Origin of the sequence: Curtobacterium sp. MCLR17_032 (assembly GCF_003234795.2) — a bacterium.
GTDB lineage: Bacteria > Actinomycetota > Actinomycetes > Actinomycetales > Microbacteriaceae > Curtobacterium.
The window spans coordinates 829,986-854,565 of sequence record NZ_CP126268.1 but is presented as its reverse complement, the minus strand read 5'-3'; the positions used below and the strand labels follow the sequence as shown (position 1 = coordinate 854,565).

At 72.0% G+C, this 24,580-nt stretch carries 19 protein-coding genes; 3 read left to right on the top strand and 16 right to left on the bottom strand.

Translation table 11 applies throughout. From position 1 onward, the window contains the following. Window positions 1–237: 237 nt before the first annotated feature. Entirely contained in the window at window positions 238–1,011 is a 774-nt protein-coding gene (locus tag DEI97_RS04070; RefSeq protein WP_111076426.1) for a MazG family protein, read from the bottom strand. Window positions 1,012–1,158: 147 nt separating this feature from the next. On the opposite strand from DEI97_RS04070, the gene nhaA reads away from it, so the two are divergent. Then, the gene (nhaA, locus tag DEI97_RS04065; protein ID WP_111076427.1) at window positions 1,159–2,337 is read left to right on the top strand and encodes a Na+/H+ antiporter NhaA; all 1,179 of its coding nucleotides are present in this window, start codon (window positions 1,159–1,161) and stop codon (window positions 2,335–2,337) included. Between the two features lie 89 nt (window positions 2,338–2,426). Here the strand turns inward: nhaA and mfd are convergent, their stop codons facing one another. From mfd to DEI97_RS04025, 8 genes are all read right to left on the bottom strand, one after another. Beyond that, on the bottom strand, window positions 2,427–6,020 hold the full coding sequence (mfd, locus tag DEI97_RS04060) for a transcription-repair coupling factor (RefSeq protein WP_111076428.1): 3,594 nt from the start codon (window positions 6,018–6,020) through the stop codon (window positions 2,427–2,429). 117 nt (window positions 6,021–6,137) lie between these two features. Further along, window positions 6,138–6,722, bottom strand: coding sequence for an aminoacyl-tRNA hydrolase (pth, locus tag DEI97_RS04055; protein ID WP_111076429.1), 585 nt, complete (start codon window positions 6,720–6,722; stop codon window positions 6,138–6,140). 33 nt (window positions 6,723–6,755) lie between these two features. Then, window positions 6,756–7,388 (bottom strand): 50S ribosomal protein L25/general stress protein Ctc, encoded by a 633-nt coding sequence (locus DEI97_RS04050; protein WP_111076430.1) that lies wholly within the window; start codon window positions 7,386–7,388, stop codon window positions 6,756–6,758. Window positions 7,389–7,674: 286 nt separating this feature from the next. Further along, the gene (locus tag DEI97_RS04045) at window positions 7,675–8,646 is read right to left on the bottom strand and encodes a hypothetical protein (RefSeq protein ID WP_146248257.1); all 972 of its coding nucleotides are present in this window, start codon (window positions 8,644–8,646) and stop codon (window positions 7,675–7,677) included. 8 nt (window positions 8,647–8,654) lie between these two features. Beyond that, the gene (locus DEI97_RS04040; protein WP_111076432.1) at window positions 8,655–9,311 is read right to left on the bottom strand and encodes a response regulator transcription factor; all 657 of its coding nucleotides are present in this window, start codon (window positions 9,309–9,311) and stop codon (window positions 8,655–8,657) included. Further along, window positions 9,308–10,543 (bottom strand): sensor histidine kinase, encoded by a 1,236-nt coding sequence (locus tag DEI97_RS04035; RefSeq protein WP_181439378.1) that lies wholly within the window; start codon window positions 10,541–10,543, stop codon window positions 9,308–9,310. The genes DEI97_RS04040 and DEI97_RS04035 overlap by 4 nt, the downstream gene beginning before the upstream one ends. Window positions 10,544–10,634: 91 nt before the next feature. Then, complete coding sequence (locus DEI97_RS04030) at window positions 10,635–11,630, bottom strand: hypothetical protein (protein WP_181439379.1); 996 nt, start codon at window positions 11,628–11,630, stop codon at window positions 10,635–10,637. A 61-nt stretch (window positions 11,631–11,691) separates the two neighbouring features. Beyond that, window positions 11,692–12,219: a gluconokinase gene (locus DEI97_RS04025; protein ID WP_111076434.1), complete on the bottom strand. Its 528-nt coding sequence runs from the start codon at window positions 12,217–12,219 to the stop codon at window positions 11,692–11,694. 113 nt (window positions 12,220–12,332) lie between these two features. Here DEI97_RS04025 and gnd point away from each other — a divergent pair, with 113 nt between their 5' ends. Then, entirely contained in the window at window positions 12,333–13,790 is a 1,458-nt protein-coding gene (gnd, locus tag DEI97_RS04020; protein WP_111076435.1) for an NADP-dependent phosphogluconate dehydrogenase, read from the top strand. A 91-nt stretch (window positions 13,791–13,881) separates the two neighbouring features. Here the strand turns inward: gnd and DEI97_RS04015 are convergent, their stop codons facing one another. Beyond that, window positions 13,882–14,580 (bottom strand): hypothetical protein, encoded by a 699-nt coding sequence (locus DEI97_RS04015; RefSeq protein ID WP_111076436.1) that lies wholly within the window; start codon window positions 14,578–14,580, stop codon window positions 13,882–13,884. A gap of 117 nt (window positions 14,581–14,697) precedes the next feature. Between DEI97_RS04015 and DEI97_RS04010 the strand changes: the two genes are divergently transcribed. After that, on the top strand, window positions 14,698–16,275 hold the full coding sequence (locus tag DEI97_RS04010) for a molybdopterin-dependent oxidoreductase (RefSeq protein ID WP_349814968.1): 1,578 nt from the start codon (window positions 14,698–14,700) through the stop codon (window positions 16,273–16,275). A 289-nt stretch (window positions 16,276–16,564) separates the two neighbouring features. Here the strand turns inward: DEI97_RS04010 and DEI97_RS04005 are convergent, their stop codons facing one another. The 6 genes from DEI97_RS04005 to DEI97_RS03980 all read right to left on the bottom strand — a co-directional run bounded on the left by DEI97_RS04005 (window position 16,565) and on the right by DEI97_RS03980 (window position 24,538). After that, entirely contained in the window at window positions 16,565–17,344 is a 780-nt protein-coding gene (locus DEI97_RS04005; RefSeq protein WP_258376812.1) for a putative protein N(5)-glutamine methyltransferase, read from the bottom strand. Window positions 17,345–17,360: 16 nt separating this feature from the next. Then, on the bottom strand, window positions 17,361–18,338 hold the full coding sequence (locus DEI97_RS04000) for a ribose-phosphate diphosphokinase (RefSeq protein WP_111076488.1): 978 nt from the start codon (window positions 18,336–18,338) through the stop codon (window positions 17,361–17,363). 112 nt (window positions 18,339–18,450) lie between these two features. Next, a complete protein-coding gene (gene glmU, locus DEI97_RS03995; protein ID WP_111076489.1) occupies window positions 18,451–19,878 on the bottom strand; it encodes a bifunctional UDP-N-acetylglucosamine diphosphorylase/glucosamine-1-phosphate N-acetyltransferase GlmU in 1,428 nt (475 codons plus the stop codon). Window positions 19,879–20,075: 197 nt separating this feature from the next. Next, window positions 20,076–21,302 (bottom strand): alcohol dehydrogenase catalytic domain-containing protein, encoded by a 1,227-nt coding sequence (locus tag DEI97_RS03990; RefSeq protein ID WP_111076490.1) that lies wholly within the window; start codon window positions 21,300–21,302, stop codon window positions 20,076–20,078. A gap of 718 nt (window positions 21,303–22,020) precedes the next feature. Then, the gene (locus DEI97_RS03985; protein ID WP_111075825.1) at window positions 22,021–23,436 is read right to left on the bottom strand and encodes an MFS transporter; all 1,416 of its coding nucleotides are present in this window, start codon (window positions 23,434–23,436) and stop codon (window positions 22,021–22,023) included. Window positions 23,437–23,524: 88 nt separating this feature from the next. Beyond that, window positions 23,525–24,538 (bottom strand): helix-turn-helix transcriptional regulator, encoded by a 1,014-nt coding sequence (locus DEI97_RS03980; protein WP_111075824.1) that lies wholly within the window; start codon window positions 24,536–24,538, stop codon window positions 23,525–23,527. Window positions 24,539–24,580 lie beyond the last annotated feature (42 nt).

Genomic DNA, 24,580 nt, shown 5'->3' with positions numbered 1-24,580 from the left:
CCGCTGATATGCTTCATCCAGAACCTCGGCCGGTGGGTGCCTGATCCACGCATCGGTCGTCAGCGAGGGCAAGTGCTGCAAACGCCCACGCGGTTCGAGCGGGATCCCCTGACGACGTTGCTCCCTGGTGGCGTCTTCTCCCGCTCGCGGGCGTCCTCCTTTTTCGGGCTAGGAGGACGCCCGCTCTTCGTCTCCGTGCGCGCGCTCCGGCGCCGAGTCCAGCACCGCTACGGCGCCCTACTCCGCTGCGGGGTCCGGTGCCGTGGTGTCCGGTGCCACCGCCGACTCTTCCTCCGCCTGGCGAGCTGCCGCCTCCAGCAGCGTCACCGCCGCCCGCAGGCTGGCCACCGGGTCGATCCCCTGCTCGTGCACCACCGCCACCTCGGCGAGCATCCCCGCTCCCCAGGCGACGTCGACACGGCTGCCGAACGGCTGCTGGACCGCCTCGTCCACGGCCAGACCAGCGGTCCCGACGTCCACCCCGACGTCCGCCCCGACCTGCTCCACGACGCTGCCGTCCGCGACCGAGGCGACCGCTGCGTGCAGGTCCCCACGCTCCTCCAGTCGTTCGAACAGCTTCACCGCACGCTCGAGCGGCGGCATCGCCCGCGGCACTCCGGCGTACACGCTGCTGCGTCCCGCCTTCTCGGCGGCCTTCGCGGCACGCCAGACCCGGACGACGTCCTCGACGGTGTGCGCTTCCTCGTCCCCGAAGACGTGCGGGTGGCGGCGCTGCATCTTCTCGCGGACACCGTCGGCGACGTCGTCCAGGTCGAAGCGCCCCTGGTGCGCGGCCATCCCGGCGTGCAACACCACCTGATAGAGCACGTCGCCGAGTTCTTCGCGTAGTTCGTCGGTGTCGTCGCCGTCGATGGCGTCGACCAGTTCGTAGGTCTCCTCGACGGCGTAGCGGGCGAGGCTCGCATGGGTCTGCTCGCGGTTCCAGACGCATCCGTGCTCGGGGTCGAGCAGGCGGTCCACGACGGCGACGAGTTCGTCAACGGAGGTCATGCCGCCATGCTGCCACCGTCGGCTCCGCGCCGATCGGACTCGTCGGGCGCCGATCGGACAGCGGGTGCAGCCGGTAGGATGGTCGAGGCGTGTCGGGAAGTCTGGTCGACGATCCGTTCCCCGTACCCGAATCGCCTCCGGAGTCGCATGCCCTCCTTCGTCCGTTCCCCCCGGTTCAGCGCCATCGCGCTGCTGTCCGCCGCCGTCCTCGGCCTGGTCATCGCGAACACCGCGCTCGGCCCGGGCCTCGAGCGCGGCCTCGACTGGCACACCCCGTGGGGTGCGATCGGGCTGGACCTGTCGATCGCGCACTGGGTCAGCGACGGCCTGCTGGCGGTGTTCTTCCTGCTCGTCGCCGTGGAGCTGAAGCACGAACTCGTCGCCGGCGAACTCGCGAACCCCAAGACCGCCGTGGTCCCCGCCATCGCAGCGGTCGGCGGTGTGCTCGTCCCGGCGCTGGTCTACCTGCTCGTCACCTCCGGCACCCCGTACACGCACGGCTGGCCGATCCCGACGGCGACGGACATCGCGTTCGCACTCGGAGTCCTGGCGATGTTCGGTCGCGGCCTGCCCTCCACGATCCGGGTGTTCCTGCTGGCCCTGGCCGTCCTCGACGACCTCATCGCGATCGTCATCATCGCGGTGGTCTTCGCGCACGGCACCGACTTCCTAGCGCTCGGCGGTGCGGCGGTCCTGCTCGTGGTCTTCGCGGTCCTCGGCCGACGGCTGCGCCCTGGCAGCCGGGCGCAGCCGTTCCTCATCGTCGCGATGGTCATCATCGGCCTGGTGACCTGGTGGCTCGTGTACCACTCGGGGGTGCACGCGACGATCGCCGGCGTCGCGCTCGGCCTGGTGCTCCCCCGCCGTCCGGGCGGCACGCTCCACGAGCACGTCGAGCCGTGGTCGAACGCCATCGTCCTGCCGGTCTTCGCCTTCGTCTCCGCCGCGGTGGTCATCCCCGCGGTCGGGATCGCTGAGCTCTCGCCGACGTTCTGGGGTGTGGTCCTGGCGCTGCCGGTCGGCAAGGTCATCGGCATCACCCTGTTCGGCACGGTCGCGGGTCGGCTGTTCCGCGGGCCCGGCCGGTCGACCCTGTCGTTCGGTTCGGTGATGACCGTCGGGGTCCTCGGCGGCATCGGGTTCACCGTGTCGCTGCTCATGAACGAGCTGGCGTTCGCCGCGAACGAGGAGATCGTCGACGAGGGCGTCCTCGCCGTGCTCGTCGGCTCCGGCATCGCGATGGTCGCCTCCGCGGTCGTCGTGTCGGTCCGCGCCCGCCGCTACCGGCAGCGTCGCGAGCTCTCCGAAGCCGAGGCGACCGAGTAGCGACCGTCTGACGGACGGGAGGCCCGTGGCGGATCCGCCACGGGCCTCCCGTCCGTCAGGTGCGAGCGACGATCACGTCGGATCGCCGGTCAGACCGTCGACGCCTCTTCGCGCGCCGGAGCGCCGTAGACGGCGGTGAGGATGCTCTCCACCCAGCCGATGAGCGCGTCGTCGGGCAGGGTCTCGCCGTGCGGCTTCGGCACCGGGATGCTCGCCGCGTCCTGCTGCGGGAACCAGCGCGCCCCCGGGAACATCCGCTTCAGCCGGACCTGCGCCGAATCGGCCAGTTCCTTGCCGGCGACCCGGAGGTTCGACCCCATCACGACGACGTCGGACAGGCCGACCTGCTGCGCCATCCGGCGGAGACGAGAGACCTCGATGAGGGTGAGGACCGCCTGCGGCGGGGTGCCGTAGCGGTCGGTGAGCTCGTCGAGGACCATGTCGATCGCCTCGGCCTGCGCGGCCGGGGCCGAGGCGGCGGAGAGCTTCTGGTACGCCTCGAGGCGCAGCCGCTCGGACTCGACGTAGTCGTCCGGGATGTGCGCGTCGACGGGGATCTCGAGCCGGAGTTCGGTCTGCCCCTCGGCGACGTCACCGCGGAACTGCGACACCGCCTCACCGATCATGCGGAGGTACAGGTCGAAGCCGACGCCCGCGATGTGGCCGGACTGCTCGCCACCGAGCAGGTTTCCCGCGCCGCGGATCTCGAGGTCCTTCATCGCGACCTGCATGCCGGCGCCCAGCTCGTTGTTGGCGGCGATCGTCTCGAGGCGGTCCTGCGCGGTCTCGGACAGCGGCTTCTCGGCGTCGTAGAGGAAGTACGCGTAGCCGCGCTCCCGGCCACGACCGACCCGGCCGCGCAGCTGGTGCAGCTGTGACAGGCCGTACTTGTCGGCCTTGTCGATGATCAGCGTGTTCGCGTTCGCGATGTCCAGGCCGGTCTCGATGATCGTCGTCGACACCAGGACGTCGAACCGGCGCTCCCAGAAGTCGACCATGACCTGCTCGAGCGTGCCCTCCGCCATCTGCCCGTGCGCGACGCCGATGCGGGCGTCCGGCACGATCTCGGCCAGGTGGGAGGCGACCGACTGGATGTCCTTGACGCGGTTGTGCACGTAGAACACCTGCCCCTCGCGGAGCATCTCGCGCTTGATCGCCGCGGCGACCTGCAGGTCGGACTGCGGCCCGACGAAGGTGAGGATCGGGTGCCGGTCCTCCGGCGGGGTCGCCAGGGTCGACATCTCACGGATGCCGGTGACCGCCATCTCGAGCGAGCGCGGGATCGGCGTCGCGGACATCGCCAGGACGTCGACGTTGGTCTTGAGCTTCTTCAGCTGGTCCTTGTGCTCGACGCCGAACCGCTGCTCCTCGTCGATGATGACGAGTCCGACGTCCTTGAACTGCACGTTCTGCGACAGGATCCGGTGTGTGCCGATGACGATGTCGACCGTGCCGTCGGCGAGGCCCGCGAGCGTCTCCTTCGACTCCTTCTCGGTCTGGAACCGGCTGAGGGCGCGGAGGTTCACCGGGAACCCGGCGAAGCGCTCCTGGAACGTCTCCATGTGCTGACGGACCAGCAGTGTGGTCGGCACGAGGACCGCGACCTGCTTGCCGTCCTGCACGGCCTTGAACGCCGCACGGATCGCGACCTCGGTCTTGCCGTAGCCGACGTCGCCGGAGAGCAGCCGGTCCATCGGGATCGGGCTCTCCATGTCGCGCTTGATCTCGTCGATGGTGGTCAACTGGTCAGCGGTCTCCGCGAACGGGAACGCCTCTTCCAGCTCGCGCTGCCACGGGGTGTCCGGGCCGAACGCGTGCCCCTTCGACGCCATCCGAGCCGAGTACAGCTTGACCAGGTCGACGGCGATGTCACGGACGGCTTTGCGCGCCTTGGACTTCGCCGCGGACCAGTCCGAGCCGCCCATCTTCGACAGGGTCGGGTTCTCGCCACCGACGTACCGCGACAGCTGGTCGAGCTGGTCGGTCGGCACGAACAGCTTGTCGCCCGGGTAGTTCCGCTTCGACGGCGCGTACTCGAGCACCAGGTACTCACGCTGCTGCTTCACGGCGTTCCGGCCGCCGCTCGAGACCTCTCGGCTGACGAGCTCGACGAACTTGCCGATGCCGTGGGTCGCGTGCACGACGACGTCGCCCGGCTTGAGCTGCAGCGGGTCGACGACGTTCTTCCGGCGGCTCGCCAGCTTCTTGACCGTCCGGGCGCCCTGCTGGACGCTCCGGCCGTAGAACTCGGCTTCGCTGAAGAGCGCGATGCGCGGGTCGGCGACGGCGAACCCGTGCTCGACGCTGGCGGTCGTGACGATGGCGACACCCGGTTCGGGAGGCCCGTCCAACGCCCCGGCGCGCGCGGCCACCCCGGCGTCGGCAAGCACCTGCACCGCCCGTTCGACGAGCCCCTGGCCCTGGGCGGTCACCACGACGGCCCACTGGTCGGCGGTGAGCTCCTTGACGTGGGCGACCGCTCCGTCGGCGCTGCCCGCGAAGCTCGGGATCGACTCGCCCGGCACGCGGATGTACTCCCCCGCCTCGGCCACGGCGTCGGAGTCGGTGATCGGCTCGTCGGCACCGGAGTCGAACGGCGACACCGTCCACCATGTGCGCTGCCCGCGGGTGTTCTTGAGCTGCTGCACCGTCATGAAGTTGCCGGCGTCGAGGTCGATCGGCGCCTGCGCCCCGGCGACCGCGGCGCTCCAGGCGGCCTGCAGGAACTCCTGGTTGGTCTCGGCCAGGCTGTGCGCGCGACCGCTGACCCGCTCGGGCGAGAACACCGCGATCGTCGCTGCCTCGGGCAGGTAGTCGGTGACCGGGACGAGCTTGCGGACCAGTGCGGGTGCGAGGGACTCCATGCCCTCGACCGGGATCCCCTCGGCGACCTTGGCCAGCATCTGGGACAGGTTCGGGAACTCGTGCAGCATCTCGCGCGCCCGCTGCCGGACGTCGTCGCTGAGGAGCAGTTCGCGGGAGGCCGTCAGCTCGACCGAGCCGAGGTCGTCCTCCGTCGAACGCTGGTCGGCGACGGAGAACGCCTTGACGCCGTCGATCTCGTCGCCGAAGAAGTCGACACGGACCGGGTGGACGGCGGTCGGCGGGAAGACGTCGAGGATGCCACCGCGGACGGCGAACTCGCCACGACGGGTGACCAGGTCGACGCGGGCGTAGGCCAGGTCGACGAGCTGGGAGGCGAGCCGGCTGAGGTCGTTGCCACGGGACCCGGTGTGCAGGACGACCGGGGCGAGCTCGGTGAGGTTGTCGGCGATCGGCTGCAGGGCCGCACGCACGCTGGCGACGACGACGGTCGTGCGACGCTCGTCGGCCGGGGTGTCCTGCCAGCGCTGCAGTGCACGGAGTGTGGCGATGCGGGTGCCGACGGTCTGCGGGCTCGGGCTGAGGCGCTCGTGCGGCAGGGTCTCCCACGCCGGGAACTCGAGGACGTCGGCGTCCGGGATCGTGCAGCTCAGGGCGTCGCGCACCGCCTCGGCTTCACGGCCGGTGGCGGTGATGACGAAGGCGCACTGCGGGCCGGTGCGAGCGGCCAGGAGCGCGGCGAACAGCGGCACGCGGAGCCCGTCGACGACCGAGAAGTCGGCGTCACGAGGAGCGGCACGGAGCGCACGATCGAAGGAGGAGGCGCGCGAGAGCGCAGGGATGAGGCCCGAGATCGTCACTCACACGATGGTACCGGCGGCCCCCGACAGCGGTCGCCCCGTGCGCGACGGGCGAACAGGAGGCGCGTGGCGGGGCCGTGACGTGCCTCCCGTCCGGTCCGGTGTCAGGACCTGCGGTCAGGCGGGCGCGTGGAAACGCTGCTGCGCGGCGAGCAGGCCGTCGGTCACGATCGCCTCGACCGCGTCGGCGGCGTCGGCCAGCAGGTTCGGCAGCAGCTTCTTCTCGGCTGCGGCGAAGTCACGCAGCACGTAGTCGGCCGGGTCCTGGCGACCGGGCGGACGGCCGATGCCGACCCGCACCCGGGCGAACTCGTTCGTGTTCGTCGCCTTGATGACGTCACGGATGCCGTTGTGGCCGCCGTGCCCGCCGTTGCCCTTGAGGCGCACGGTGTCGAACGGCAGGTCGAGCTCGTCGTGGACCAGGATCAGGTCCTCCGGCGACGCGGAGTAGAACCCGAGGACGGCCGAGACCGGTCCCCCGGAGGTGTTCATGAACGACCCGGGCTTCGCGAGGACGAGCTTCGGGCCACCCGGCACCAGGCGCCCCTCGGCGACCTGGTTCGGGGTCTTGTGCTTCTTGAACGTGGCACCCATGCGGGCGGCCAGTTCGTCGAGGACCATCTGGCCGACGTTGTGGCGGTTGCCCGAGTAGTCGGGCCCGGGGTTCCCGAGCCCGACCACGACGAACGAACGATCTGCCATCAGCGTCGACCAGATGCCTCTTCGGGGTGTTGCTTACTCGGAGTCGACCGGGGCGGAGCCGCCCTCGGCACCGGCTTCGGCGCCGGCCTCGGCGGAGGCCTCGTCAGCGGCCTCGTCGTCAGCGGTGCCACGCGGGGTGACGATCTGCACGACGAGTGCCTCGGGGTCGGTCTCGAGCTCGGCGCCCTCGGGGAGGGTCAGCTCGGAGGCGACGATCTGCTTGCCGTCCTCGAGGCCCTCGACGTCGACGACGACGTGCTCGGGGATGTCCGTCGCCAGCACGAGCAGCGAGACGGTGTTGAGGTCCTGCACGTGGATGGTGCCGGAGAAGGACTCGCCCTCGACGACCACGGGGACGTCGACGGTGACCTTCTCGCCACGGCGGAGGACGACGAGGTCGATGTGCTCGATGATCTGGCGCACCGGGTCACGCTGGACGTCCTTGACGAGGGCGAGCTGGGCCGCACCCTCGATGTCGAGGTCGACGACCGCGTTGGCGGTACGGACGAGCAGCATGGTCTCGTGGCCCGGCAGGCTGATGTGCTTCGGCTCGGTGCCGTGGCCGTAGACGACGGCGGGGATCTTGTCGGCAGCGCGGAGCTTGCGCGCCGCACCCTTGCCGAACTTGGTGCGGACTTCCGCCGCGAGCTTGGTGTAGTCAGCCATGATGCCTCCTGGTGTCGGGGACGACGCCGGAGTGCCGGCATCGGGGGTCTGTGGTGTTGCAACTCGAACGCGTGCACGCGTGAGGAACGGTCCCAGAGTCTGGCCGGGTCTCCCACTGCGTCGATCACGGCCGCGCGTACGCGGCCCTCGCCGAAGTCGTGGTCAAGCCTACCAGTACCGGCCCGGGCGTGTCGCACGCGCGGTGGATCGGGCGCACGACGGACGGGAGGCCCGGCGCGGGTCGTGCGCGGGGCCTCCCCTTCGTCGTCTTCCGTCGCTCGCGGTGTCAGTCGACGTCCGTCGGCGCGTCCGGCGCGAGCCGCTCGACGACACGGTCGAGCCGGGCGGCGAGGGTCGCCTGGTCGGGCTCCGTCGCCGCCAGGACGGCCGCATCGCGCGCCGTGACGTGCAGGAGGCGCGACCACTCGGCGTCGTACAGGGCCTGACGGTACCCCGCCGAGCGCTGGCAGCGGACGTCCCGCTCGGCGACCGCGACCTCGGCGGCGCCCACCTCGTCCGAGAGCGGCGACACCTGGTCACCGTCGACCTTGAGCACCCGCATCGACCCGGTCGGCATGCCCTCGGGCCCGGAGGGGAGGTCCGTCAGACCGCTCGGTGCCATGCACGTCCGCCAGGCGGTCGCGGCCCTCGCCACGGTCGGGTCCTGCCGGGCGGCGACCGACGCCAGGAACGTGAGACGCTGCGCCGTCTCGGACGCCTCCTGCCCACCGCCACCGGTGCCGAGTGACCGGCGCGTGCGTTCCAGGCAGCGTTCGGACGCACCGGCCGGGAGAGCGGCGAAGGCATCGTTGAACCCCGGCGCGTACGCCCACCGTTCCCAGCCGTCGCGGTTCGCGCCAGCGGTCGAAGGACCGTGGTACCCGCGGGACTCCGCCTGCTCGGCCGTGAGCGGGCGGGTGGTGGCCAGCGCGGGTGACGGGTTCGCCCGGGCGGTGGAGTCCATCGCGTCATCGGCCGCGTGCAGCCCGTCGACCGTGGCCCACGGCAGTGCTGGGACGTCGAGTCCGGCTGCTCGCAAGCACGGCAACTCCACGAGCATCTCGACGTAGTCCTGCTCGTGACCGCCCGGAGCGACCCAGCCGTCGAGCGGCATGGCCCACGACGCGACGTCCTTCGTCGTGGTCGGCTCCACGGCGTGGTCGGCGGGTTCCGGCAGGCCGTGGAGGACGGCACCGCCCAGGCCGGCGGCGACGAGGACGAGGGTGCCGGTCTTGGCGACCCGGGTGGTGATGCGCATGGTTCCCCCTAGGCGCGGACGAGGCCGCGTTCGTGTGCGGTGATGACGACCTGGATGCGGTTGCGGAGCCCGAGTTTCTGCAGGACCGAGCGGATGTGGGTCTTCACGGTGGCCTCGCTGAGGAACACCGACGTCGCGATCTCAGCGTTGCTGAGGCCCTTCGCGACCAGGAGGAAGACCTCGCGTTCCCGAGCCGTCAACGCGTCCAGCACCTCGTCGCTCCGGTCGGTCTCGACGAGGGTCCCCTCGGCGCGGAGCAGGTCGAGCGCCTCGGTCTCGGTCGGCGCGGGGCGGCCCTCGTGCACGTCCCGGATGGTGCTCGTGACGACCTCGGGGCGGGCGTCCTTGGTGAGGAACGCCGCAGCCCCGCCGCGGAGTGCCGCGAGGACGGCGTCGTCCCGACGGATGGTCGTGAGGGCGATCACCCTCGGCCGGTCACCGCCCAGCGCGGCGAGCCGGGCCAGCGTCGCGATGCCGTTGAGCACCGGCATCCGGAGGTCGAGGAGCAGGACGTCGGGATCCGTGTCGGCGCAGAGCGTGAGCGCCTCGGCTCCGTCAGCGGCGATGCCGACGCAGGTCATGTCCTCCTGGGCGTCGACGAGCATCTGCATGCCCGACGCGAACAGGCGCTGGTCGTCCACGACCGCGACGCGGATCGGGCTCATCGGTCCGCTCCCACTGTCTCGACGGTCTGGTCGTCCGCGCCGGTCGGTCGGGTCGGCACCCAGGCGGTCACGACGTGTTCGTGCGGCTGGTCACCAGCTCCAGCGCGGAGCCAACCGCCGGACAGCCGGGCGCGCTCCCGCATCCCGGCAACCCCGGAGCCGGGTCCGTCGAGGGTGACGAGCGGCGCGTCTCCGCGGGAGCTGACGACGATGCCGAGTCCCGGACCTCGCCAGTCGAACACCACGCGGACCGATGCCGTCCTGCCCTGGTGCTTCAGCACGTTCGTGAGGCTCTCCTGCACGATGCGGTGCACCGAACCCGCGGTCGCCGTGCCGAGGGTCCCGACCTTCCCGTGCTGCTCGAGATCGGCGTCCATCCCGAGTTCCCGCATGTCCTCCATCAGGTGCGGGACGTCTGCCAGGCCGTGGCGAGCCTCCTGGCCGGAGCCCTGGATCCGCTCGACGAGCGACCGGACGTCGCCGAGCGCCGTGCGGCTGACCTCGGCGATGTCCCGCAGGGCAGCAGCCGCGAGCCCGTCGGCGCCAGTGATGGCAGCGGCCCCCTGCGCCTGCGACACGACCACGGCGAGCGAGTGCGCGAGGGAGTCGTGGACGTCCCGCGCGATCCGCGCACGCTCTTGCTCTGCGACGAGCTCGGCGGTCGTCGCCTCGGTCTCCCGCTCGGCCTCGACGACGCGCACCCGGGCCAGACCGACCCGCCAGGCCGCACCGACCGCGACGCCGACCGCCCAGGCGATCCCGCTCGCGCCGGCGATCGCGAGCGCCAGGAAGGCGAGGTCAGAGCGCGTGCCGGAGCGTGACCCCGACCATGACGCCCACACGTCCTGTTCCGCGGAGCTCGGGACGGCCATCGCCCAGGCCGCCGCTGCGCTGGCGAGCCCGAGTACCGGGACGGCCGACCAGCGGAGCGCTCCGGAACGGCCGGCACCGACGAAGCCGACGACGATCGCGATGGCGATGTACTCGGGCCAGGTCGTGCTGCCCGGCCGGACGAGGAGGCGCAGGGCCTGCAGCAGCGGGACCGCGACGACCAGCCCGAGGCTCAGCGACGGCATCCAGTTCGCCAGGCCGATCGCTCCGGCGAAGAGGACCACCACCAGGATGCCGTCGACGTCGGGTCGTCCCGCCTCGACGAGGACCCAGGACACGAGGTACGCGACCGCAGCAGCGGGCGCTGCGGCGTGCCGGAGCCGGCGGAGGGAGAAGGGCATGGCGCCGAGCGTAGGGCGGCCGGCACGGGCGGAGCGAGCCGCTGGATCGGCTTTCATCCGAGTGGATGAGGGGCGAGGCTGGTGGACGACGTCAGTCCAGCTCGTGACGCCGACGTCGGGCCGCGACGAGGTCCTCCCGCGCACGGTCGCTCGCCCGCTCGGCGTCGGCACGCTCGTGACCCAGCCGCTCGGCCTCGGCGTCGAGGTCGGTCCGCTCCCCCTCGAGCGCGTCCAGCTGGCGCTCGAGGTCGCGGCGGCGGCGGTCGAGGTCGGTCCGTCGTTCCTCGACGTCCTCCAGGGCCGACTCGGCGTCGTCCAGGGCGGCATCGGCGTCGCGGGAGACCTGGCGGGCCCGGCGATCGGCCTCCCGTGCGGCGCGACGATCGGCCGCCGGGTCACGGTCAGCCGGACGGGAGGCCCGTCCTGCCCCCGCCTCGTCCGTCCCGGTGTCGACGTGGTCGCGTTCGGCGGGGTCTGCGGGTCCGGACCTGCGGGACCGACGTGCGCCGCGCCTCCCGGCTGTGATCGGGATGGGAGGCGCGTCGCTGCCGGACCAGGCGTCCGGCACCGCATCCGGGACGGCGAGCGTGTCGTCGAGGTCGACCGGGTCGAAGCCGACGCCCTCGAGCGGACGGACGAGCAGGCCGGAACGGATCGCGGCACCGGCGTGCGGGTCCGCCATGCCCGCCTCGATCGTGGCGCGGACCTGGTCGAGCACCGCGCTCGTGACGACGTGTCCGGCCTGTTGGGCGAGGTCGGCGCCCGCTGCGGCGAGCGCCTCGACCACCTGGGTCCGCTGCTTCCGGAGCGTGGCGATCTCGTGCGGGTCGGCGTGCTCCTGCGCGGCGCGGAGGGACGGCCCGAGGGCGACGGCGTCGTCGAGGGCGCTGCCGTGTGTCTCGTCGTGGGCGAGCAGGTCGACGACCCAGGCGGCCGGCGCGGGTTTGCGGAGCGCGCCGACGGCGGCGGCCAGCTCGCGGTCCTCCCCGCGGAGCGCGCGCTGTCGGGTGGTGCGGTGCGCGACGAAGTCGGCCGGGGTGCTGCGGAGGAGCGTCCTGGCGACCTCGGCGAGCGCTTCGTGGTCCACGGGCCGGGTGCGGGTCAGAGCAGGGTCTGGTTCAGGGCGGGTTCGGTTCCGGTCTGGAGGCTCAGGGCACGATCGCGAGGATGGCCGCGACGGTCTCGTCCACCGATCCGCGGATCGGGACCGCGGCCGATGCCTCGTCGGATCCGGGACGCTCGAGCGTCTCGAACTGCGAGTCGAGCAGCGAGTTCGGCATGTACTCGTGGTGCCGGTGGCTCTGCCGCTCGGCGATGAGTTCGCGCGAGCCGTCGAGGAACGCGATGAACAGGTCGGGGGCGTCCTCGCGCAGACGGTCGCGGTAGGCGCGCTTCAGCGCGGAGTTCGCCATCACGCACCGGGAGCCGGATCGCTGCACCTCGGCGATCCGTGCCGAGCAGGCGTCGAGCCACGGGCGCCGGTCCTCGTCCGTCAGGGGGACGCCAGCGTGCATCTTGTCCTTGTTCGCCTGCGGGTGCAGTCCGTCAGCGTCGACGAACTCGGCTGCCTGTCCCCGTTCGACGAGGGCACACGTCAGCGCTTCACCCACCGTCGACTTGCCGGATCCGGAGACCCCCATCACGAGCACGGGCGGGAGGACGGTCGCATCGGCCATTCCTCCACAGTACGAACCGGGGGCCTCGTGGTCCACAGGATGCGGAAGACCTGGGTGGTCACACGGGCGGCTGCATAGATTGGCGGTGGCCGTCCAGACACGAAGGAGTCGACGTGGCAGAGAACAACGACAAGGCGAACATCGGGGTCATCGGCCTCGCGGTGATGGGCTCGAACCTGGCGCGGAACCTCGCGTCGCGTGAGGGCAACACCGTCGCGGTCTACAACCGCACCTACGCCCGCACCGAAGAGCTCATGAACGAGCACGGCGACATGGGCTTCATCGCGTCCGAGGACATCGACGGGTTCGTGGCGTCCCTGTCGAAGCCGCGCACCGCGATCATCATGGTCCAGGCCGGCAAGGGCACCGACGCGGTGATCTCGCAGCTCGCCGACCGGTTCGAGGAAGGCGACATCATCGTCGACGGCGGCAACGCCAACTTCCACGACACCATCCGTCGCGAGCACGACCTCAAGGAGAAGGGTCTGAACTTCGTCGGCACCGGTATCTCCGGCGGCGAAGAGGGCGCCCTGCACGGGCCGTCGATCATGCCCGGCGGATCGGACGAGGCGTGGGAGACCCTGGGCCCGATCCTGAAGTCGATCGCGGCCGTGGCCGAGGGTGAGCCCTGTGTCACGCACGTCGGTACCGACGGTGCCGGCCACTTCGTGAAGATGGTCCACAACGGCATCGAGTACGCCGACATGCAGCTCATCGCCGAGTCGTACGACCTGCTCCGCCGCGTCGGTGGCTACAGCGTCGACCAGCTCGTGCAGGTGTTCGACGAGTGGAACAAGGGCGACCTCGAGTCCTACCTGATCGAGATCACCGGCGAGGTCCTCAAGCAGCAGGACGCCGACACCGGCAAGCCCCTCGTCGACCTGATCCGCGACGAAGCGGGCTCGAAGGGCACCGGCGTCTGGACCGTGCAGAACGCCGTCGGCCTGGGCATCCCGGTCTCCGGCATCGGCGAGGCGGTGTTCGCCCGTGCGGTGTCGTCGAAGCCGACGCAGCGCGAAGCGGTCCGGAAGTCCGTCACGAAGCGCCCCGACATCGCCGAGGTGCCGGACACCTTCGCCGACGACGTCCGGGCAGCGCTCTACGCCTCGAAGGTCGTCGCGTACGCGCAGGGCTTCGACCTCATCATCGCCGGGGCCAAGGAGTACGACTGGGACATCGCGCTCGGCGACATGGCGAAGATCTGGCGCGGTGGCTGCATCATCCGTGCCCAGTTCCTGAACCGCATCGTCGAGGCGTACGACAAGGACCCGGAGCTCGCGTCGCTGCTCGTCGACCCGTACTTCGCCGACGCCGTGGCCGAGGGTGAAGCAGCCTGGCGGCGCATCGTCGGCATCGCGGCTGCGTCGGGGATCCCGGCGCCCGGGTTCTCGTCGGCGCTGTCGTACTTCGACTCGCTGGCGTCCGAGCGACTGCCCGCCGCCCTGATCCAGGGGCAGCGCGACTTCTTCGGTGCGCACACCTACCAGCGCACCGACAAGGACGGCACGTTCCACACGCTGTGGTCCGACGACGGGCGTCCCGAGGTCGAGCAGGAGCCGTCGACGCACTGATCCCGACCGTTCCGACCCGAGGGCCTCGTCGTCGACGGGGCCCTCGGTGCGTGCTGCGGCCGCGGGGTGCGGTCGGGCCGGGTCGTCTGTCTCAGGCGACGATGCGCTCGCGGGCCAGCCGGGCCAGGAGCTCGTCCAGCCGGTCGCCGCGGCCGAGCAGGCGGTCCGAACCGGGTGCCGCACGCACGAAGAACGTCGCGACCGCGGTGGTGTCGTCAGGCCGCACGTAGTGCACGACGATCGCGGGCGCGGTCCGTCGTCCGGCCCCGGGCACCAGGACGTCCTCGACGCCCACGTGCACCACGCGGGTCCACCGGATGACGAGCAACCGGGTGGCCCGACGTTCGTCGAGTTCCCACAGCGACGCTTCGGTCGCACCGAACGCCCAGGTCACGTGCCGTGCGAGCGGCACCTCGGGGCGCACCGCTTCCAGCGTCCCGCGGAGCTCCGGAGTCGCCGAGGCCGGGACGAGCCAGACGGTCGGGTCGACCCGACGGACGGCCGTGGCGAGCAGGTCGTCCGCTCGTCGTCGGCTGATGGACCGGGCACGGAGGACGGCGATCACGATGACCGTCACCCCGATGACGACGGCGGCGACTTCGGCGATGCCGAACGCGGTCAGGTCGGCGTCCGGATCGGCGTTCACGACGAGGATCCGTGCCGTCACCAGAGCGGCCCAGAGCCCGACGATCGCCCACCGGAGCGCGAGGAGTCGGCGGTACGGCGACCAGCGCTGCCGGTCCCCGCGGGCACGACCAGGACCCGGAACACGGATCGGTCGCCTCGGCACGGTGACGATCCTGCCACGACGACGGCATCCACCGGCACGACCGGGGATGAACGCTCCCCCAACCCGTTCCGCGCAGCGGACCGCCCGTTCCCAGCGGCGCTGACTTACCATCCGTGGGTGACCGAGCCTGACCCGCGCCTCCTCCCGCACCGTCGCTGGGCCGCCGCGCTCGTCGGGGTGATCGCCATGCTCGCGTTCCTCGCCGTCGCGGAGCTCGGTGCGCTGCTGCTCGGCGGCGCCGGCAGTCCGCTCGTGGCCGTCGGCTCCGCGGTCATCGACCTCGCACCCCGAGGCGCGAAGGACCTCATGGTGTCGCTGTTCGGCACCGGCGACAAGGTCGCGCTGTTCGCACTCATGACGGTCCTGCTCGTGGTCATCACGGCCGGTGCCGGCATCCTCGAACGTCGCCGGCCGCCGTGGGGCGCGCTGGTGTTCGCCGCCGGCGGGGTGCTCGCGCTGCTCGCGGTCACCACCCGTTCCGGCAGCGGCACCTTCGACGGCGCCCCGACGGTGCTCGGTGTGGCCGCGTCGATCATCGTGCTCCGGCTCCTGCTGCAGCGCCTCCGCCGGTGGGAGGACGCCCGCACGGTGCCCACCGCCGACGCCGAGCGCGCTGGCGGCGTCCAGCGACGCTCGTTCATCGGCTGGGCGGTGACCACCGCAGCCGTCGCGGCGGTGGTGGGCAGCGCCTCCCGGCTGGGGTCGGCGTCCCTGCAGGCCGCAGCCGCGGTCCGCCGGGCCGTGCGACTGCCGACGCCGGCGACCACCGCGCCGCCGGTGCCGACCGGTGCGAGCCTGGACGTGACGGGCATCACGCCCTACGTCACCCCCAACGCCGACTTCTACCGGATCGACACGGCTCTGCGCGTGCCGTCGATCGACCCCGCCGACTGGTCGCTGAAGATCCACGGCGAGGTCGAGGAGACCATCGAGATCACCTGGGCGGAGCTGCTGGCCCTCCCCCTCGAAGAGCACATGGCGACGCTGAGCTGCGTCTCGAACGAGGTCGGCGGCAACCTCATCGGCAACGCGCTCTGGCTCGGCTACCCGATCCGGACGCTCCTCGCCCGCGCCCGGCCGAAGTCCGGCGCGGACATGGTCCTGTCGCGGAGCATCGACGGGTTCACCGCCGGCACCCCCCTCGACGTGCTGCAGGACGAGGGCACGCAGGCGCTCGTGGCGGTCGGCATGAACGGCTCGCCGTTGCCCGCCGAACACGGGTTCCCGGCGCGACTGGTCGTCCCGGGGCTGTTCGGGTACGTCTCCGCGACGAAGTGGGTCACCGAGCTCGAGGTCACCCGGTTCGCGAAGGCGCAGGGCTACTGGACACCGCGCGGCTGGTCCGAGCGCGGCCCGGTGAAGCTCGAGTCGCGGATCGACACTCCCGGCGACGGCACCTCCGTCAAGGTCGGCGACCGCGTGCCGATCGCGGGCGTCGCCTGGCAGCCGCACGTCGGCGTGAAGGCCGTGCAGGTGAAGGTCGGCTCCGCCGGATGGCAGGACGCCGAGCTCGCCGACTCGGTCTCGGCTGACACGTGGCGGCAGTGGGTGTACCGGTGGACGGCCGTCGCGGGGCAGCACGAGGTGCAGGTCCGCGCGGTCAGCGCCGACGGCGAGGTGCAGACGAGCGTGCAGCGTCCGCCGGCTCCGAACGGTGCGACCGGCTGGCACGGGGTCACCATCTCCGCGTCCTGACGGGAGGCGCGGGTCACCGCCCACGGGGCTGTCCCGTCGGCGAGACGCCCCCGTCTGCACTCGGCGCCGCCGGGGCGGTCGGACGCCGCCGAGTTCTGCGGTGTCTCAACGACTCTCCGGCGTCTCGGCAACTCCGCCGCGTCTCGGCGACTCCGCCGCGTCTGGGGCGAACGACGGGGCTCCGGCGGCCGGGTCTCGGCTCGCAGGGGTCGGGCGGGCAGGGGGCAGGCGTCCGGCGGGGAAGCGTCAGGCGTCCGGCGTCCGGCGTCCGGCGTCCGGCGGGCAAGCGTCAGCCGGGGAGCGTGGCGACGACACAGGTGCCGTCGACCTCATCGTCGCGGGCGAGTTCCGCCGTGAATCCCGCAGCGCGGAAGAGTCCCGCCGACACCGGCGCCTGGACGCCTGAGACCTCGATCACGACGGCGCCGCCGGGCCGGAGCCACTCGGCCGCACTGGCTGCGATTCGCCGGTGCACGTCCAGGCCGTCCGCGCCGCCGTCGAGGGCGACCCGGTGCTCGTGGTCGCGGGCCTCGGTCGGCATCGAGCCGATGGCGTCCGTCGGCACGTAGGGGGCGTTCACGGTGAGGACGTCGACCTGCCCGCGGAACCGGGTCGGCAGCGGCGCGAACAGGTCGCCGGTGACGACGATCCCCCGGTCGCCGAGGTTCTCGGCCGCGACCTCGGTGGCGTCCGGGTCGATGTCGGCCGCGACGAGGTCGAGCGCGCCGATCCGTTCGAGCAGCGCCATCCCGATCGCCCCGGCACCGCAGCACAGGTCGACGACCCGGTCGTAGCGGTGCAGGCGTCGAGCGCCCTCGACGACGACGACCCGGGTCCGGGCCCGCGGGACGAAGACCCCGGGGGTCACGCGCACCCGGTGTCCGTCGAAGGCCGCCCAACCGAGGACGTACTCGAGCGGCTCCCCCGCCAGACGGCGCTGCAGCAGCCCGCGGAGGCGCGTCGGGTCGCCGTCACCGGCAGCGAGCAGCAGGTCGGCTTCGTCCTCGGCGAAGACGCTCCCGCCCGCCCGGAGCCGGGCGGCGAGAGCGTCTCGCGGAGTCAGGGCCACGCTGGTGTCCGAGGACTCAGGCGGCGCCGTCGAACATCGACGTCACCGAACCGTCGTCGAACACCTCGTGGATGGCGCGGGCGATGAGCGGTGCGATCGGCAGGACCTCGAGCTTGTCCCAGCGCTTCTCGTGCGGGACCGGCAGCGTGTCGGTGACGACGACGCGGTCGATGAACTCGCTCTGCAGCAGCTCGGTCGCCGGGTCGGAGAACACGGCGTGGGTGGCGGCGACGACGACGCCCTTGGCGCCGCTGGCCTTGAGCGCTTCGGCTGCCTTGGCGATCGTGCGGCCGGTGTCGATGAGGTCGTCGACGAGCAGGCACCAGCGGCCGGAGACGTCGCCCACGATCTCGTGCACCGAGACCTGGTTCGGGATGAGCGGGTCGCGGCGCTTGTGGATGATCGCCAGCGGTGCACCGAGCTTCTCGGACCAGATGTCGGCGACGCGGACGCGGCCCATGTCGGGCGACACGACGGTCAGGGTCGCGGGGTCGAGCATCTCGCGGAAGCGCTCGAGGAGCACCGGCATCGCGAACAGGTGGTCGACCGGGCCGTCGAAGAAGCCCTGGATCTGCGGGGCGTGCAGGTCGACGCTCATGATGCGGTGGGCGCCGGCGGCCTTGAACAGGTCGGCGACCAGGCGGGCCGAGATCGGCTCGCGGCCGCGGCCCTTCTTGTCCTGCCGGGCGTACGGGTAGAACGGGGCGACGACGGTGATGCGCTTGGCCGAGGCGCGCTTCAGGGCGTCGACCATGATGAGCTGCTCCATGAGCCACTCGTTGATCGGGGCGGTGTGCGATTGGATGACGAAGGCGTCGCACCCGCGCACCGACTCGTCGAAGCGGGCGTAGAGCTCACCGTTGGCGAAGGTCCGGGCGTCGGTCGGGACGAGGTCGACACCGAGCTCTTCCGCGATCGCCTTCGACAGTTCCGGGTGCGCTCGCCCTGCGACCAGGACGAGTCGCTTCTGGCCGGTTGTCTTGATTCCGGACACGTGTGGTGCTCACTCCCTGACCCCGTGAAGGGGTCGATCTGACCCGCCGGGGCCGATGTCCTGGGCTCCGGTCGGGGCCCACCGCTGACGGCCACGGGGACCGTCGAAGGTGTCATTCGCCTCGCGCGCGCCGAGCTGCCTCGGCCGCCGGGGTACCGGGTCGGTTCTCCTCGACCCATCCCTCGGAGTTGCGCTGTGGGGCGTAGCTGATCGCGAGCGACCCGGCCGGCACGTCCTTGCGGACTGTCGTGCCTGCACCGGTGTACGCCCCGTCGCCAATCCTAACCGGGGCGACGAACACGTTGTGCGATCCGGTCCGGACGTCGGAGCCGATGACGGTGCGGTGCTTGTGGACGCCGTCGTAGTTCGCGGTGATGGTGTTCGCACCGATGTTGGAGTCCTCGCCGACCTCGGTGTCGCCGATGTACGACAGGTGCGGGACCTTGCTGCCGCGGCCGATCACGGCGTTCTTGGTCTCGACGAAGGTGCCGATCTTGCCGCGCTCGCCCAGGATGGTGCCCGGACGCAGGTAGGCGAAGGGTCCGACCGAGGCGCCGTCGCCGATGACCGCCAGGGTCGCGTCGACGCGGTTCACGGTGGCGCCGGCGCCGACCTCGGTGTCGCGCAGGGTCGTGCCCGGCCCGACGACGGCACCGCTGGCGATCGCCGTCGCGCCGATCAGCTGCGTGTCGGGCAGCAGTTCGGCGTCGCGTTCGATCGTGACGTCGAGGTCGATCCAGGTCGAAGCAGGGTCCTGCACGGTGACGCCGGCCAGCTGGTGACGACGGACGATCCGGCCGTTGAGCTCTCGGGCCGCGTCGGACAGCTGCGCGCGGTCGTTGATACCGACGACGAGCCACGGATCGGTCAGCGTGACGACGTCGACCCGACCACCGCGGGCGGCGACGAGGGCCGGGACGTCGGTGATGTACTTCTCGCCCTGGGCGTTCTCGGTGGTCAGCGAGGGCAGGACGGCACGGAGGTGGGTGACGTCGAACGCGTAGATGCCGGCGTTCGCCTCGGTGATCTGCAGCTGCTCCGGGGTGGCGTCCTTGTGTTCGACGACCCCGGCGAACGCTCCGTCGGCGTCGCGCACGATGCGCCCGAGCCCGGTCGGGTCGGGAGCGATGGCGCTGACGAACGTGGCGCCGTGTCCGCCGTCGCCGTGCGCGGTCACGAGGGTGCGGAGGCTCGGCGCGTCGAGCAGCGGCACGTCGCCGGAGAGCACCACGACGACTCCGTCGAAGTCGACCGGCAGCGCGTCCACTGCGACCTCCACCGCGCGGCCGGTGCCCTGGACGTCGTCCTGGTCGACGACCAGGGCGTCGGGAGCACGCTCGGTGATCTCGGCGGCGACGCGGTCACGTTCGTGCCGGACGACCACGACGACGTGGTCCGGCGACAGTGACTCGGCGGTCCGGAGCACGTGGGCGATCAGGGGCAGGCCGGCGAGCCGGTGCAGCACCTTGGGGAGCGAGGACTTCATGCGTGTGCCCTGCCCGGCGGCGAGGACGACGACGGCGATCCGCTGGTCGGTCATGCGTCCCATCCTGGCCCACCGTCCCCGCCTCGGACGACCGTGGGGCCGACGTGTGGGGAACTCCGCGGAGAACCGCATCGGTGCAGGAGAAGCCGCACCGTCCGTCGCGGCGTGACCGTCTGGAGGCCCGGTGCCGGCCCGTGGGACCGGCACCGGGCCTCCAGGCCGACACCGCGTGGCGCGCAGCGCCGGCCCGATCAGGCGGTCAGGTCCGTCAGCTCGACCTTGATCCAGCCGGGTTCGCGGCGGTCGAAGGCCTCGTAGGCCTCGATCGCGGAGCCGATGCCCTCGTGTTCGGTGATCAGCGCCGTCGGGTCGAACTGCCCGGCCGCGACCATGTCGATGAGCGGCGGGGTGACCGAGTGGTGGTCGCAGTTGCCCATCCGGATCGTGAGGTTCTTGTTCATCGCCTCGCCGATCGGGTACGACTGCGCGGTCGGCCCGTACACGCCGATGATCCCGATCCGGCCGTACTTCGCGACCGAGGCGACCGCCCACTGGGCGACCTGGGAGGGCCCGTCGCCCGGCTTCCACTGCTGCTGCTCGCCGAACCCGTCGGGCGAGGCGTCGGGTGCGACCTGCTGCACCTCGGCGTCGAAGGCGGCGGCCTGTTCGTCGGACACCGCCGCGGGGCCGCGCTTCGGGCGTTCCGCGTCGACGCCGACCGCGTCGATGACGGCGTCCGCACCGATGCCGTTGGTGAGGTCAAGGATCGCCTGGACCGGGTCCTCCTTGTTGTAGTCGACGACCTCGCAGTGCTGCGCGAGGGCCGCGGCGAGCCGGGTCTCGTGCCCGTCGACGACGATGACGCGTCCGGCACCCTGCTTGTAGGCCGAGGCGGCCGCGAACTGGCCGACGATCCCCGCGCCGAACACCACGACGACGTCGCCGCGGCGGACCCCGGCGAGCTCGGCGCCGAACCAGCCGGTCGGGAAGATGTCGGAGAGCAGTATCGCCTGCTCGTCGCTGACGTTCTCGGGCAGCGGGTGCATCGTGTTCTGCGCCCACGGCACCCGGACGTACTCGGCCTGCAGGCCGTCCACCGGGCCGGTCGACTGCGGGCCGCCGAAGAAGCTCGTGCCCGCCTGGGGCCCGTTCGGGTTCGCCACGTCGCACTGCGCGGTCTGGCCCATGCGGCAGTACCGGCAGGCGCCACACGAGATGGTCGAGTTGATGACGACGCGGTCGCCCGGGCTGAACCCGCGGACGGCGTCGCCGACCTGGGAGACGACGCCGACCGCCTCGTGGCCGAGGATCGTGCCCTCGACCATCGGTGCCATCGTGCCGCGGACGAAGTGCAGGTCGGTGCCGCAGATCGCGGAGCGGGTGATGTGCACGATCGCGTCGTGCGGGTCCTGGATGGTGGGCTCCGGGACCTCGTCGAGCCGGATGTCGCCGATGCCGTGCCAGACAACTGCCTTCATGGGGTTCCTCCTCGTGGGTCGTCCGGGCGGACGCTACGCGCGGGGGTCTCGGTGGCTGCGGAGGGCGGGCGGGATGCGGACAGGGGGTCCCGGCGCGCGCGGGGGCCGGGTGCCGAGTGGTCACGAAGTTTCGCTCCGAGGGCGCGGGAGCGACAGTTCGTGACCTCTCGGTGGAGGTGAGCGGGGTGTCGTGACCGCTCGACGGACGGGAGGCACACCCCGCGTCCGGCACCGCGCCTCCCGTCCGCCCCGCGGTCGCGACACCCCCGGGGCGAGGCGCCGAGGTGTCACGAAGTGTCGCTCCGAGCCCGCGGGAGCGACAGTTCGTGCGACCTCGGCGGAAGTGAGCGGCGGGTCGTGCGACTCCGGTAGCCGACGGACGGGAGGCACACCCCACGGCCGCGACACCCCCGGGTGCGCGTCGCCGAGGTGTCACGAACCGTCGTTCCGAGCGCTTAGGAGCGACAGGTCGTGCGCCCTCGGCGGAAGTGAGCGGCGGGTTGTGCGACCTCGGCAGCCCGCGGACGGGAGGCACACCCCGCGTCCGGCACCGCGCCTCCCGCCCGGCTCGCGGCCGCGACACCCCCGGGTGCCGGTCGCCGAGGTGTCACGAACTGTCGCTCCGAGCGCGCGGGAGCGACAGTTCGTGCGACCTCGGCGGAAGTGAGCGGCGGGTCGTGCGACCTCGGCGGCAGACGGCAGGCCGGGGCGTCAGGCGTCAGGCGCCCGGGGCGCCGGACCCGCCCGGCGCAGCCTCCGCCGGCTCGTCGCGGACGAACGCCATCAGCACCAGCCCGGCGATCAGGACCACGACGACGCCGAGGATCCCGTACCGCGTCGACCCACCGATCGTCACCGCGACCCCGAACAGCGCCGGCGCGATGAACGACGCCGCCCGCCCGGTGGTGGCGTAGAGGCCGAAGAGCTCGCCCTCGCGGCCGGGTGTCGCGAGCTTCGCCAGGTACGCCCGGGAGGACGACTGCACCGGCCCGACGAACATGCAGAGCCCGAGCCCGAGCACCCAGAACGACACCTGCGCGGACCCGGCGAAGAGCACCGCGGTGCCGAACACCGACAGGCCGACCAGGGACACCATGATGAGCGGGCGGGACCCGAACCGGTCGTCGAGCCGTCCGGAGACGACGGTGGAGATACCGGCGACGACGTTCGCCACGATCGCGAACATGATGACGCCGGAGGGGCTGAAGCCGAACACCTGCGCGGCGATGATCCCGCCGAAGGTGAACACGGCACCGACACCGTCGCGGAACACGGCGCTGGCGAGCAGGAAGGCCAGGACGTTCCGGCGGGTGCGCCAGAGCCGCGCGATGTCCCGTCCGAGGTCGGCGTAGGCGGACCAGAGGGACCCGCGGCGGCTGGGGTCGGCGGGCGCCTCGGGCACGACGACGAACAGCGGGATCGAGCTGACGGCGAGCCAGACCGCGGCGATGCCGATCGCGACCCGCACGTCCCACTGCCCAGAGGCGACGGTCGCGGGCAGCTGCAGGAGCCCGCCCTTGCCCTCGACGCCGAAGTCCTGGATGCAGAGCACGAGCAGGACGATGAGCAGCACGATGCCGCCGAAGTACCCGGCGGCCCAGCCGATCGCGGACACCCGCCCGGTCTTCGGCCCGGTGGCGACCTGGCCGAGCATCGCGTTGTAGCCGACGCAGGCGATCTCGTACGCGACCGTGCCGATGCCGATGAGGGCGGCGCCGAGCACCAGGTACGGCTGCTCGGGGGCGACGAAGACCATGCCGACGATCGACAGGACGATGCCGATCGTGGCGATGAACACCGAGCGCTTCCGGTGGCCGGACGTGTCCGCCAGCCGGCCGATCGCGGGCGCGACCAGGGCGACGACGAGGCCGGCGATGGTCAGCGCGGTGGAGACCGTCGCGGCGTTGTGGGCGAGTTCACGCTCGACGGCGGCAGCTGCGGTGGCCGAGGAGCCCTCGGCCCGGACGAGGGCCGGGTCGACGAACGCCCGGCTCGCCAGGTAGGTGCTGAACACGAACGTGGTGACGACGGCGTTGAACGCGGCGGAGCCCCAGTCCCACAGCGCCCAGGACAGCAGTGCCCGACGCCGGACGGGGGTCGGCGGTGCCTCGGCGGTCGTCGGCGTACCGGTCATGGCGGAACCGTAGCGCCTCCGGGTGTCCGCCGAGGTGTCCGCCGCCACGGACACCGCAGCGTCCGCTGGCACGGACAGGAGGCCCGGCTCACCGCCGCAACGTCTGTTTCGGGTACTCGCCGAACCGCTCCGCGTACGCCCCCGAGAACCGCCCGAGGTGCGCGAACCCCCAGCGCGTGGCGACCTGCCCGACCGAGACCGTCCGGGAGTCGCGGGCCAGCAGCTCCTCGTGGACCCGGTCCAGCCGGACCTGCCGCAGGTAGTTCAGCGGCGACAGGCCGAACGTGCGCCGGAACGCCTCCTGCACGCTGCGGACGCTGAGCCCGGCGACCTGCGCCAGGTCGGTGATCGTGATCGGGTCGTCGGCGTGCGCGTGGATGTGCTCGACCGCGGCACGGAGTTTCGCCTGCCGTGGGTGCAGCAGCTCCGCGGGCAACTGGTCGAGCTGCGGCGGGACGACCCGGAGGAAGGCGTCGACCGCCTGCCGCTTGGCCTCGTGCCAGACGAGCGAGCCGGTGCCGCCCTCCCGGAGTGCGCGGGCGAGGGCACCGAGGGAGTCGCGCCACTGCCGGACGGCCAGGGCGTCCGCGGGCCGCAGGTGGTCGAAGCGCATCTCACGGGCGCCGACGTCGAAGCGTTCGGCAGCGACGTCCCGGACGAACCCGCGGTCCAGGTGGACGAGCTGCTGGTCGTAGTCGGTGGCCACGAACACGACGTCGCGGTGCGCCGGGAAGAGCATCGGGTGGCCGATGCGCAGCGGGACACGGTCGCGCAGGGTGTCGGGCGTGCCGGAGCCCGCGGTGAGCCAGCTCATCACCAGGTCCTCGCTCGGCACGGACGCTCCGCGGAGGAAGCCGTTCATGGTGGACCGGCGCATCGAGACGTCGGAGTCGCCGACCGCCGTGTACCGGTAGGAGAACTCCCCCTCGGTCCGGCGCGACAGCCAGTGCTTGCCGGAGTAGACGCCGGCCAGGTCACGGGCGGCGGCGTCGGGGTCGGTGCCGGCCACCTCGAAGCGCACGGGGACCGCGGAGTCGGCGAGCGCCTCCCGTCCGGTGGCTTCCCGGGTCTCCTCGGGCTCGGGTGCCAGCGGCTCGCTCACTGGGTCACCGCACTGAGTCGGGAACCAGCGGTATCTGGATAT